The sequence below is a fragment of the Pseudomonas sp. Tun-23181 genome, assembly GCF_057415455.1.
This window is the reverse complement of record NZ_CM171630.1, coordinates 4,236,565-4,249,194: the sequence shown is the minus strand read 5'-3', so window position 1 is coordinate 4,249,194 and position 12,630 is coordinate 4,236,565. Positions and strand designations below refer to the sequence as shown.

The window sequence follows — 12,630 nt, the reverse complement described above, 5'->3', positions numbered from 1 at the left end:
TCAAGAGCGCCATGTAGCCATGCTTCAAGCCATGAAGAGAGCGTACAGTTTGACCAGCTCCATTACGCAACCGGGAATCATCCAGAGCCAATTGGCCAGTGTGAAACGGCTATTCGACTCGCCTGACGCATCACCCGCGCTGAAATTTATACCTTTCTGCATGGCCACCATAATAGAGATCCAAGCAATTTGAAGGATAAGCTCTACGGCCAAGACGGTAGCCAGGTGACCATCCAGAAAAAAACCGGCAACAGCCGTCATGATTGACAACGCATAGTAGGTCAACGTTAGCCGCAGGATTGACCAGGGATAACTCCCTCCCGACTCACGTATAAAATCGTTCGCTCGACTCAACAAGGGGTAAATAAAGAAAATACCGAAAGCCGAGCGCAAGATTGGGATCACCCGCTCCCCTGTACGCACCTTGTGCAATCTCCAGCTTTGGTAGAAGCAGTACCACCAATAGACGCCAAATGTGAAGAATGTCATCACACCCAGCTTCACGGGCGACACCACGAAGAATGGCGCGCCATCAGTCTTGACGTTATCTACATCGAGACCGGCACTAGCCCGGATTTCTCATGAGGCCGGCAGGCGTGGCCGGTGAAGCCTCGGCGTATCAACAACCTGCCTTCCACCGCTAAAAATTGATCGTTTTTTATTCAATTCCCGCGTATGGGGCGCACTGCCCCCTTTCCCCCATTGAGCCGGGCCGGGGGCGCCCGCCTGTTCAGGTCGGCTTGAGGCGGGCAACCAGCCCCGCAAAGAGTTCCTGATGCGGATAGGCCTCGCTGATCAGCACGCGGATGCGCCGGCTGTTGCGAATGATCACCGCACCGATCTTGAGCAGTTTCAAGCGCAGGTTATGGATGCTCATGCGCGCCAATGCGGTGCCCTGGAGATGATCGCGTAGCCGTTCGAACAGCACATAGGCAAAGGCCGACAGCATCAGCCGCCACTGGTTGGTCCACCAGCGTGGGCTGGAGGTGCGGTCGGCGAACAGATCCAACTGTTGGTCCTTGATCCGATTCTCCATGTCGCCACGGCCGCAGTAGTCTTCGTAGTACTGCTGGGCAGCATCCTCGGCAAAGCGGGACACGACGATGAAGCGTGGATTGGCACCCTGCTCGCCATGTTCCAGGCGCGACACGACCAGGCGGCGCCTACGCCAACTACCGGCCTGATAGAGGAAGCGATACACGCCGGACATCTTCTGCCCGGTTTCTTGGTAGGCCTCGGCGACCGCTTGCATGGCCGGCGCCGCCATCCGCTGCAGGCGGGTGTTGCGGGCCAGACCCACCACATAATCCACCTGCTTGCGGTCACACCAGTCGAGCATGCGATGTCGGCAAAAACCGCCGTCACCGCGGAACACGATGCGGGTCTCTGGCCAGAAGCGGCGAATGAACTTGACCAGCAGTGCCAGGATGGCCCAACTGTGTCGGGCGCCATCGATGTTGCTCGGGCGCAAATAGCTCACCAGCAGATGGCGACCACAGAACACATAGAGCGGCAGGAAGCAGTAATGGTCGTAATAGCCATGGAAGAAGCGCCCTTCCTGATCTCCATGCACCGGCACATCGGTCGCATCGAAGTCGAGCACGATCTCAGCCGGCGCCTGGTCATGCTGGGCGATGAAGTGCTCCCACAGCAGGCGATGGGCTTGCACCACCGTTTCGCGATCGGCTTGCTGTTCCAGGCGCCCCAGAGTGGATTTGCCGGCCAGCGGTTGCAGGCGGTTGACCGCAGTCTGCAGCGCGTAGTCATGGCGCAGGCCGTCATGATCGTTGAGATCCTCGTAGCCGGCGGCCAGTGCATAGATACGCTGGGCGAGCAGTGTCTGCAGTCCATGCTGGACACGCCCAGGATCACGCCGATCGGGAACGATTTTGGCCAGGCGGCGGGTCAAGCCATGTTGCCGGTCGACCTCGCGCAGCAGCAACAAGCCCGCATCCGAGGTGATGTGACCACCGGTGAAAGAGGCCTCGACGAGGCGGCGAGAGAGGGGTGAAAAGTGGAGTTTTTCTGGTAGCATTTTGTGCGCGGCTGAAGACTTATGGGGCTTTGTTTGGCGACAAGAATCATAAGGCTTTCAGCCGTTTTTGTTTATGCGGTCATGAGAAATCCGGGCTAGCCAGATCACCCATTAGAAAGATCCCCTTGAAAAACTCAAAGCACTCATTCAAGACGATCATCATTTCAGGCGCAGCAATCCATTTTCGATCGTCCCCGTAGGAAATATCTCTACAATTTGTGTGCACAGAGCATTGGATAATGCGTTCCCGAGCATTCTCACTTCAGTTGCTAGGCATTACGGCTTCGCCAAAGCCACCAAAGACTCCAGCCTTTAACCCCCTCGGAAGCAACCAGGAGACTCAGCCAGAGCCAGGTACTGATACCTGGCAATAACAGAATCACGGAAACAGAGGGAACTACGAACAAGATACGAAATGGCATTTGCGCAGCGGCCAAGTAAACCCCAGACGTTCGACCTTGATAAAGCAATATCCCACTAGCAACAACGGAGAGCTGCACAAACACTCCCATCCATATTAAAACCTCAAGCCCGCCTCCCCAATCCCCCATAGTTGTTAGTGCCGCATCAAAGTCACTCAAAAATGGTATTACACCTCGCCTGAGACTAGCAACCACCACGAAACATACATAAAAAGCGTCCATACAACTCCAAAACAATTGCACCAACCGCCTTAGCTTGATCATCGGCACGTTTCATCTCACTCGCCTTTAAATTCATAAACTTCATTTGCAATGACCGGACGCCAGTGCCACGAAGCCCCTGAAATATCCCAGTGGTCATCAGCCTCCACATAAACTTGTATAGTTTTCCGCAGCACTCCGTATCTATGAATTGCAGATGACGGAGCAAAATCGCGCTCCTGGCTGTCCAAAGCCACCCACTTCTGAATTACAGTTCTCGTTGTGTTAGCGTAGTCCTTCCCCGAGGATAAGAACACTCGCCCCTCATCTCCTCGCGACGCCAGAAAATTTGCAATAAAGGCCGCACTCGATGCCCCTTGTTTATTCTAATGTCCACTATTCTCCACTTGCCGGGACCACTATCAACAAAACCAGCAGATACAAGACGCTCACGCTCAGACTTTGACCTACACATCCTTGCAAACCAATACCTATCAGGATCAATGGAGAGAAATGGCTCTTTCTTCAACAGCATCCATTCACCCGTCCCAACTGGCCGAAGCGCCATTTCAACTTCATCCCCGGTCAGGCTTCGAGAAGTATAAAGACCGCAGGACCTCAAAAGCCCTGTCACTCCTTCTATTTCCCGCACATATCCCCTGCTTCGTAAATCCCTGCGAACATTTATAACCGCCAGAAAAGGATCTTCGACGTTACACAAATCCTCCTTCCAAACTTCACCCCAATGAGAAAGCCTTTCCATCACCCAACCTCCTGAGCAAAAGCCCAACATCTACCCTAATCAGCTCAGTGGTGTCTCAACAGCGCATCCTAAAATCTTGTGGGAAATTTCCTTTTTCTAACAACTCAACTTGCAACCTATGCAAACACGCGACAGCGCATCCTTACCTTTTAATCCCATATCACTCAAACCTATTAACCTGTCCTCCATCCCATCCTCCACCTAGACTCGCAGTATCCCGCCCCAGGACCTCCCCATATGCCCGAGACCCTGCTCAGTTCCCGCAACCTCGCCTTCGAACTCTACGAAGTCCTCGACGCCGAAGCCCTGACCCAGCGCACGCGCTTCGCCGAGCACAGCCGCGAGACCTTCGACGCGGCGCTCGCCACCGCCCGCACCATCGCCGAGAAGTACTTCGCCCCGCACAATCGCAAGGCCGATGAGAACGAGCCGCGCTACGTGGATGGCCGGGCCGAGCTGATCCCCGAGGTGAAGCCTGCCGTCGATGCCTTCCTCGCAGCGGGTTTTCTCAACGCCAATCGCGACTTCGAGGTCGGCGGCATGCAGTTGCCCAGCCTGGTTTCGCAAGCCTGCTTCGCCCACTTCCAGGCGGCCAACGCCGGTACCACGGCCTACCCGTTCCTGACCATGGGCGCGGCCAACCTGATCGAGAGCTTCGGCAGCGACGAGCAGAAACGCCTGTTCCTACAGCCCATGATCGAGGGCCGCTACTTCGGCACCATGGCCCTGACCGAGCCGCACGCAGGCTCGTCGCTGGCCGATATCCGTACCCGTGCCGAAGCCGCCGGCGACGGCACCTACCGGATCAAGGGCAACAAGATCTTCATCTCCGGTGGCGACCACGAATTGTCGGAAAACATCGTGCACATGGTCCTGGCCAAGCTGCCGGATGCACCTCCCGGCGTGAAGGGCATTTCGTTGTTCATCGTGCCCAAGTACCTGGTCAACCCGGATGGCAGCCGTGGCCAGCGCAACGATGTGGCGCTGGCCGGGTTGTTCCACAAGATGGGCTGGCGCGGCACCACCTCCACGGCGTTGAACTTCGGCGACGACGGCCAGTGCGTCGGCTACCTGGTCGGCCAGCCGCACCAGGGCCTGGCGTGCATGTTCCAGATGATGAACGAGGCGCGCATCGGCGTCGGCATGGGCGCGGTGATGCTGGGCTACGCTGGCTACCTCTATTCCCTGGAGTACGCCCGCCAGCGACCACAGGGCCGGCTGCCGGACAACAAGGACCCGCGCAGCCCTGCCGTGCCGATCATTGGCCACAGTGACGTGAAACGCATGCTGCTGGCACAGAAGGCCTACGTGGAAGGCGCCTTCGACCTGGGCCTGTACGCCGCGCGCCTGTTCGACGACACCCAGACGGCCAGCGACGAAAGCGCCCGCCAGCAGGCACAGGCTCTGCTCGACCTGCTGACGCCGATCGTCAAGTCCTGGCCCTCGGCCTTTTGCCTCAAGGCCAACGAACTGGCCATCCAGGTCCTTGGTGGTCACGGCTATACCCGCGAATACCCCGTCGAGCAGTATTACCGCGACAACCGCCTGAACCCGATCCACGAAGGCACCGAGGGTATCCAGTCGCTCGACCTGCTGGGCCGCAAACTGGCACAGGACAACGGTGCCGGCCTCAAGCGACTGATCCGCCTGATCGCCAGCACCGCCGAGCGTGCCAGCCACCATCCAAGCCTGGACGCCATGCGCCAGCCGCTGGAGCACCTGGTCAACCGCCTGCAAGGCGTGACGCTGGCCCTGCTCGGCGACCTGGCCCAGGGCAAGGTCACCACCGCCCTGGCCAATTCCGCCCTGTACCTCAAGGCGTTCGGCCACTGCGTGATCGGCTGGCGCTGGCTGGAACAGGCGATCCACGCCGAACTCGGCCTGCTCCAGGGCAATGCCGCGGACCGCGACTTCTACCTCGGCAAGCTGCAGGCCGCACGTTATTTCCTGACCTGGGAGGTACCAGGCTGCCATAATGAGCTGGCATTGCTCGAGGCCCGCGACGACACCTGCCAGGGCATGCAAGAGGGGTGGTTCTGAGGGGGAGCCACCGCGCACACGGAGGTTTTTCCGCATGTTCGATTCCAGCGCCCTGCTGCGCCAGCGCTTCAGCGCACTGCGCAGCACGGCCGAGATGTTTTCCCTGCGCCACGTGAAGCAATCGCACCAGGCCCTGTCGGTACGGCGCAATGTCGCCGAGCCGCCGTTCTTCAGCCAGGACGAGGGCGCCATGCTCACCGTACGGGTCAAGGGCGTGGAAGCCTATGCCGCCACCGCCGACCTGTCCCAGGCGGGCCTGCAGCGCGCCTTGGAACACGCCGAGGCACTGGCCCGGCAGATCGCCGCGCATAGCCTGCTCGACCTGCGCGAGCAACCGGTGACCTGCGCGCGTCACGATCATCTCTCACCCAACCTCGACCAACCCGTTCCCACCCTTGCCGATTGCCTCGGCCTGCTCGCCGCCGAATCGGCCAGCGTGCCCAAGGACAGCCGCCTGGTGGACTGGCAGGCCAGCCTCGGCATGAGCCTGGTCGAGCAGACCTACCTCAACTCGGCCGGCGCCGAGTTGCGGCACGCCCAGCGTTTCCTGTTCCCGGGCCTGAGCGTCACCGCCAGCGACGGCCAGGACAGCCAGTGCCGCAGCCTGGGCCGCGACAACTTCGGCCAGCAGGGCGGCTTCGAGATCATCGAACGCTGCGGCCTGGTCGGCGCCGGCCGCCGTGTCGCCGACGAGGCGCTGCAACTGCTGCTGGCGCCCAACACCCCCAGTGGCCCGCGCGACCTGCTGCTGATGCCCGACCAGATGATGCTGCAGATCCACGAGTCCATCGGCCACCCGCTGGAGATGGACCGCATCCTCGGCGACGAGCGCAACTACGCCGGCACCAGCTTCGTCAAGGCCAGCGACTTCGGCCACCTGCAGTACGGCTCGCCGCTGCTCAACGTGACCTTCGACCCGACCATCGGCGAAGAGTTGGCCAGCTACAGCTACGACGATGACGGCAGCCAGGCCAGCAAGCAGTTCCTGATCCGCAACGGCCTGTTGCTACGCCCGCTGGGTGGCGCCCTCTCGCAGTTCCGCTCTGGCCTCGACGGCGTGGCCAACAGCCGCGCCTGCGGCTGGAACCGTGCGCCGATCGACCGCATGGCCAACCTCAACATCGAGCCCGGCGACCAGTCGCTGCAGCAGCTGGTCGCCGGTATCGAGCATGGCATCCTCATGCGCACCAACCGCTCCTGGTCCATCGACGATGCGCGCAACAAGTTCCAGTTCGGTTGCGAGTGGGGCCAGTTGATCGAGCACGGCGAACTCAAGGACATCGTCAAGAACCCCAACTACCGTGGCATTTCCGCGCAGTTCTGGCGCAACCTCGCGGCGGTCGGCGACCGCAGCACCTTCCAGGTCCTGGGCACGCCCAATTGCGGGAAGGGCGAACCCAACCAGGTGGTACGGGTCGGCCACGCCTCGCCGGCTTGCGTGTTCCGCCAGATCGACGTATTCGGAGGAGACGCCTGATGAGCGCCACGCCCCAACAACGCTTCGAAGCGCTGGTCAGCGCCGTGCGCGATGCGCTGCGCCCCGAAGAGCAATTCACCCTCGGCTACAGCGCCGAACAGTCGCAATTCGTGCGTTTCAACCATGCCAAGGTGCGCCAGGCCGGCGAGGTCAGCCAGGCCAGCGCGCAACTGCGGCTGATCCGCGATGGGCGCCAGGCAGAACAGCAGGTCACCTTGAGCGGCGATGCACAGCTGGATCGCCAGCGCCTGGACGATGCTCTCGAGCAACTGCGCCAGACCCTGCCGCTGCTGGCGATCGACCCTTACCTGAGCCTGGACGAGAACGCCTGGCACAGCCACAGCCTGCAGGACCGAGCGTTGCCCGCCCTGGACGAGGTGCTGACGCTGCTCGACCGTGAAGCCGGCGACCTGGACCTGGTTGGCATCTATGCCGCCGGCCCGATCTGCCGGGGCTTTGCCAGCTCCTTCGGGGCCTTCGGCTGGCACCAGGCCAACAGCTTCAACTTCGACTGGAGCCTGTTCCACGACAATGGCCAGGCGGTGAAGGCCAACTATGCCGGCCAAGCGTGGAACCCCGAGGCGTTCACCGCGCGCCTGCGCCAAGCGCGGGAACAACTGGGCTTGCTCGGCCGCCCGGCCATCACCCTCGCGCCAGGCGGCTACCGCGCCTACCTGGCGCCTGCCGCCATGGACGAAATCACCGGCATGCTGTGCTGGGGCGGCTTCTGCGCACAGGCCCTGGCCACCGGCAACAGCGCCTTGCAGCGCCTGTACAACGGCGATGCGAGCCTGAGCCCGCTGGTCAGCTTCGACGAGCAGGTCAGCGGCTCGTTGAGCCCGGCGTTTTCCGATGAAGGCTCGCCGCGCCTGGACGTACCGCTGATCCACCAAGGCCGGGCGCTGCAGCGACTGGTCAGCGCGCGCAGTGCCGCCGAGTTCGCGCTGGCCGCCAATGGTGCCGACAGCTACGAGTCGCCCTGCGCGCTCAGCCTGGCACCAGGCAACCTGGCCAATGACCAGATTCTCGAACGCCTGGGCACCGGCCTGTACATCAGCAACCTCTGGTACCTGAACTACTCGGACCTGCCAGCCGCGCGCATGACCGGCCTGACCCGCTTCGCCACCTTCTGGGTGGAGAACGGCGAGATCCAGGGCCCGGTCAGCACCATGCGTTTCGACGACAGCCTGTACAGCCTGCTGGGTAGCCAGCTGGAAGACCTGACCTGCGAACGCGAGCTCATCTTGTCGACCAGTACCTATGGGCAGCGCAGTACCGGATCGAGTCATTTGCCGGGGGCGCTGGTCAAAGCCCTGACCCTGACCTTGTGATTGATCGAACCGCCCCTATCGCCGGCAAGCCGGCTCCCACAGGTTTTGCAGCGCCACGAACCTTGCGGGGGCTTGCCGGCGATCGGGGCGGTGCAGGCAATGCTGAACATTGAGGTTCCCATGCCCGAACGCCCCCCGCTGGACCCCGTCACCGCCCGTTGGATCCCCTGGGTGGTGGCCATCGCCTTCTTCATGCAGTCGCTGGACGGCACCATCCTCAACACTGCGCTGCCCGCCATGGCCCGCGACCTGGCCGAGGACCCGCTACGCATGCAGGGGGTGATCATCGCCTACATGCTCACCGTGGCCCTGCTGATCCCCGCCTCGGGCTGGATCGCCGACCGTTTCGGCACCCGGCGTATCTTCTTCAGCGCCATCGTGCTGTTCAGCTTCGGCTCATTGCTCTGCGCCATGGCCAACAGCCTAGCCTTTCTCATCGCCGCCCGGGTCGTCCAGGGGCTGGGCGGTGCCCTGATGCTGCCGGTCGGGCGGTTGGTAGTGCTGCGCGCCTATCCGCGCTCGGAACTGGTGCGGATCATGAGCTTCATCACCATCCCGGGCCTGCTCGGCCCACTGCTCGGGCCGACCCTGGGCGGCTGGCTGGTGGAAATCCTCAGTTGGCACTGGATCTTCCTGCTCAACCTGCCGGTCGGGGCCCTGGGCTGCTATGCGGTGTGGAAGTTCATTCCCGACCTGCGCGGTGCCGAGCGCACCCGCTTCGACGGCCCCGGCTTCCTGCTGTTCGGCGCGGCGATGGTGCTGATCACCATCGCCATGGAAGGCCTGGGCGAACTGCACCTGCCGCACCTGCGGGTGATGCTTCTGCTGTTCGCTGGCATGGCCTGCCTGGCCGCCTACTGGCTGCGCGCCGGGCGCGACCCGGAGCCGCTGTTCTCGCCCAGCCTGTTCCGCGTGCGCACCTTCGCCATCGGCATCCTCGGCAACCTGTTCGCCCGCCTGGGCAGCGGCGCCCTGCCCTTCCTGGTGCCGTTGCTGCTGCAGGTGGCCCTGGGTTATTCGCCCGCCCAGGCCGGCATGAGCATGATCCCCCTGGCCGCCGCGGCGATGGTCGCCAAGTCCATCGCCCGGCCGCTGATCGAGCGCTTCGGCTATCGCATCATCCTCACCGGCAATACCCTGCTGCTCGGCGTGCTGCTGGCCAGCCTCGGGCTGGTGGACGAACAGACGCCCTACGCCCTGCTGCTGGTGCAACTGGCCCTGCTCGGCGCGGTGAACTCCATGCAGTTCACCGCCATGAACACCGTCACCCTGATCGACCTGGACGACGCCCACGCCAGCAGCGGCAACAGCCTGCTGTCGGTGGTCGCGCAGCTGTCGCTGAGCCTGGGCGTGGCCTGTGCCGGCGCCTTGCTCGGCGGTTTCAGCGCGGCTGGCAGCACCGAGGGCGTGGAAAGCACCCTGGGCGCCTTCCAACTGACCTTCCTGACCATCGGCCTGATGGCCATGCTGGCGGCGGCGATCTTCCTGCAGCTGTCGCCGACGGACGGGAGGCGTGCCCGTCGTCTGGAAGCGCAGAGGGAACCGTAGGGCGAATGGCCACGAGGCTGGTAGACTGTGCGGCATTTTTCGCTTCGCACCGCAGGCCCGCCTCGTGACCACCGACTCCACCGCCTTTGCCACCTTGCCGCTGTCCGCCGCCATGCTGGCCAACCTGGACGCCCTCGGCTACACCTCGATGACCCCGATCCAGGCCCAGGGCCTGCCGGTCATCCTCAAGGGCCAGGACCTGATCGCCCAGGCCAAGACCGGCAGCGGCAAGACCGCCGCCTTCGGCATCGGCCTGCTCAACCCGATCAACCCGCGCTACTTCGGTTGCCAGGCGCTGGTCCTGTGCCCGACCCGCGAGCTGGCCGACCAGGTGGCCAAGGAGCTGCGCCGGCTGGCCCGCGCCGAGGACAACATCAAGGTCCTCACCCTCTGCGGCGGCGTGTCCCTGGGCCCGCAGATCGCCTCCCTGGAACACGGTGCGCACATCATCGTCGGCACGCCAGGGCGCGTGCAGCAGCACCTGGACAAAGGCACCCTGGTGCTCGACGGGCTCAACACCCTGGTCCTCGACGAGGCCGACCGCATGCTCGACATGGGCTTCTTCGACGCCATCGCCAGCATCATCGGCCGCACCCCGGCACGGCGCCAGACCCTGCTGTTCTCCGCCACCTACCCGGCTGGCATCGAGCAACTGGCCGCCGACTTCATGCGCCAGCCACAACAGGTCAAGGTCCAGAGCCTGCACGCCGACAACCAGATCGAGCAGCGCTTCATCGAGATCGACCCGCAGCAGCGCCTGGAGGCGGTGACCCGCGTGCTCGGCCACTACCGGCCACAGTCCTGCGTCGCCTTCTGCTTCACCAAGCAGCAGTGCGAAGACCTGGTCGCCCACCTCAAGGCCAAGGGCATCGCCGCCCAGGCCCTGCACGGTGACCTGGAGCAACGCGACCGCGACCAGGTCCTGACGATGTTCGCCAACCGCAGCAGCTCGGTGCTGGTGGCCACCGACGTGGCCGCCCGTGGCCTGGATATCGACGGCCTGGACATGGTGATCAACGTCGAGCTGGCCCGTGATGCAGAAATCCACGTGCACCGCGTCGGCCGTACCGGCCGTGCGGGCGAGAAGGGCATCGCGATCAGCCTGGTGGCCCCGGCCGAAGGCCATCGTGCCCAGGCCATCGAAACGCTGCAGAAGGCCCCGCTGCGCTGGGACCAGCTGGACAGCCTGAAGAACAAGGGCGGCGAGCCGCTGCTGCCCCCCATGAGCACCCTGTGCATCGCTGCGGGGCGCAAGGACAAGCTGCGCCCGGGCGACATTCTCGGCGCACTGACCGGTGACGCCGGCATCCCTGGCAAGCAGGTGGGCAAGATCGCCATCTTCGATTTCCAAGCCTTCGTGGCGGTGGAGCGCGACGTGGCCAGGCAAGCCATGCAGCGGCTCAACAGCGGCAAGATCAAGGGGCGCTCCCTGAAGGTCCGCATCGTCTGAGATTCTTCCTGGGCTGCCGTGGGGCCCTGGTTCTTGAAGAGGTAACACCGTGCACACCACCGACGTGATCATCATCGGCGCCGGCGCCGCCGGCCTGATGTGCGCCCAGCTCGCCGCCCGTCGCGGCCGGCGGGTGCTGCTGCTCGACCACGCCAACAAACCGGGCAAGAAGATCCTCATGTCCGGCGGCGGGCGCTGCAACTTCACCAACCTGTACACCGAGCCGGCCAACTTCCTCTCGCAGAACCCGCACTTCTGCAAGTCGGCCCTGGCTCGCTACACCCAGTGGGATTTTCTCGAGCTGGTGGCCAAGTACCGCGTGCCCTACCACGAGAAAAAGCTTGGCCAGCTGTTCTGCGACAACAAGGCCAGCGACATCCTCGACATGCTCCTGGCCGAGTGCGACGAGGCCGGCGCCGAGCTGCGCATGCACACGAGCATCGAGCGGATCGAGAAGACCGACGAGGGCTACCTCCTGGACACCAGCGCCGGCCCGTTCGCCTGCCAGTCCCTGGTGATCGCCACCGGCGGCCTGTCGATTCCCACCCTCGGCGCCACCGGCTTCGGCTACCAGGTCGCCCGCCAGTTCGGTCACCACACCCTGCCGACCCGCGCCGGCCTGGTGCCGTTCACCATCACCGAGCCCCAGCTCAAGGCACTGTGCACGGAACTGTCGGGCACCTCGCTGGACTGCACCGCCAGTTGCAATGGCGCCAGCTTCCGCGAAAACCTGCTGTTCACCCACCGTGGCCTGAGCGGCCCGGCCATCCTGCAGGTCTCGTCGTTCTGGGAAGCCGGCGATACGGTGCAGATCAACCTGCTGCCGGACCGCGACGCCCTGCAGTGGCTGCAACAGCAGCAAGCCGAGCGCGCCAATGCCGAGCTCAAGACCGTGCTGGGCGAGGTGTTCACCCGCAAGCTGGCCAACCTGCTGGCCGAGCAGTGGTTCGAGTCCAGGCCGATGAAGCAGTACACCCCGGCGGAACTGGCACAGATCGCCGAGAAGCTGGCGGCCTGGCAAGTGGTTCCGGCAGGGACCGAGGGCTACCGCACCGCCGAGGTCACCCTCGGTGGGGTGGATACCCGCGAGGTGTCCTCCAAGACCATGGAGTCGCTCAAGAGCCCGGGGCTGTACTTCATCGGCGAGGTGCTCGATGTCACCGGCCACCTGGGCGGTTTCAATTTCCAGTGGGCCTGGGCATCGGCCAACGCTGCGGCGCAGTTCGTGTAGAGTAGAATCCATTCAGCAGCACGGAACGCTTCTTGCTGGTCCGTGCGGCAGAGCCGGCATTGCATGGGGCTGCTTCGCAGCCCATCGCCGGCAAGCCGGCTCCCACAAGGTCCGCGGTGTTGCACAACCTGT

General features: G+C 63.3%; 8 protein-coding genes. 6 read left to right on the top strand and 2 right to left on the bottom strand.

Annotated elements, in window-relative coordinates:
- Positions 1–24 precede the first annotated feature (24 nt).
- Together ACDI39_RS20175 and ACDI39_RS20170 are read right to left on the bottom strand one after the other, a co-directional pair.
- A complete protein-coding gene (locus tag ACDI39_RS20175; RefSeq protein ID WP_486536997.1) occupies positions 25–504 on the bottom strand; it encodes a hypothetical protein in 480 nt (159 codons plus the stop codon).
- A 226-nt stretch (positions 505–730) separates the two neighbouring features.
- On the bottom strand, positions 731–2,035 hold the full coding sequence (locus tag ACDI39_RS20170) for an IS1380-like element ISPa33 family transposase (RefSeq protein WP_010793081.1): 1,305 nt from the start codon (positions 2,033–2,035) through the stop codon (positions 731–733).
- A gap of 1,623 nt (positions 2,036–3,658) precedes the next feature.
- Here ACDI39_RS20170 and ACDI39_RS20165 point away from each other — a divergent pair.
- The 6 genes from ACDI39_RS20165 (at position 3,659) to ACDI39_RS20140 (ending at position 12,498) form a co-directional block, all read left to right on the top strand.
- Positions 3,659–5,461: an acyl-CoA dehydrogenase gene (locus ACDI39_RS20165; protein WP_486536996.1), complete on the top strand. Its 1,803-nt coding sequence runs from the start codon at positions 3,659–3,661 to the stop codon at positions 5,459–5,461.
- A gap of 34 nt (positions 5,462–5,495) precedes the next feature.
- Positions 5,496–6,938, top strand: coding sequence for a TldD/PmbA family protein (locus tag ACDI39_RS20160; RefSeq protein WP_225788897.1), 1,443 nt, complete (start codon positions 5,496–5,498; stop codon positions 6,936–6,938).
- Positions 6,938–8,269, top strand: a complete 1,332-nt coding sequence (locus ACDI39_RS20155) for a TldD/PmbA family protein (protein ID WP_225788896.1) — start codon at positions 6,938–6,940, stop codon at positions 8,267–8,269. The genes ACDI39_RS20160 and ACDI39_RS20155 overlap by 1 nt, the downstream gene beginning before the upstream one ends.
- Positions 8,270–8,389: 120 nt before the next feature.
- Positions 8,390–9,817, top strand: a complete 1,428-nt coding sequence (gene mdtD, locus ACDI39_RS20150) for a multidrug transporter subunit MdtD (protein WP_225788895.1) — start codon at positions 8,390–8,392, stop codon at positions 9,815–9,817.
- 112 nt (positions 9,818–9,929) lie between these two features.
- Positions 9,930–11,267 (top strand): ATP-dependent RNA helicase DbpA, encoded by a 1,338-nt coding sequence (gene dbpA / locus ACDI39_RS20145; protein ID WP_253080931.1) that lies wholly within the window; start codon positions 9,930–9,932, stop codon positions 11,265–11,267.
- 49 nt (positions 11,268–11,316) lie between these two features.
- Positions 11,317–12,498 carry a BaiN/RdsA family NAD(P)/FAD-dependent oxidoreductase gene (locus tag ACDI39_RS20140; protein WP_225788893.1) on the top strand — a complete coding sequence of 394 codons (1,182 nt, stop codon included), beginning with the start codon at positions 11,317–11,319 and terminating at the stop codon, positions 12,496–12,498.
- Positions 12,499–12,630: the final 132 nt, after the last annotated feature.

Bases quoted from the DNA above. Each gene is read 5' to 3' on its own strand.
- ACDI39_RS20170 (WP_010793081.1), bottom strand. From the start codon at position 2,035: ATGCTACCAGAAAAACTCCACTTTTCACCCCTCTCTCGCCGCCTCGTC.
- ACDI39_RS20165 (WP_486536996.1), top strand. From the start codon at position 3,659: ATGCCCGAGACCCTGCTCAGTTCCCGCAACCTCGCCTTCGAACTCTAC.
- ACDI39_RS20160 (WP_225788897.1), top strand. From the start codon at position 5,496: ATGTTCGATTCCAGCGCCCTGCTGCGCCAGCGCTTCAGCGCACTGCGC.
- ACDI39_RS20155 (WP_225788896.1), top strand. From the start codon at position 6,938: ATGAGCGCCACGCCCCAACAACGCTTCGAAGCGCTGGTCAGCGCCGTG.
- mdtD (WP_225788895.1), top strand. From the start codon at position 8,390: ATGCCCGAACGCCCCCCGCTGGACCCCGTCACCGCCCGTTGGATCCCC.
- dbpA (WP_253080931.1), top strand. From the start codon at position 9,930: ATGCTGGCCAACCTGGACGCCCTCGGCTACACCTCGATGACCCCGATC.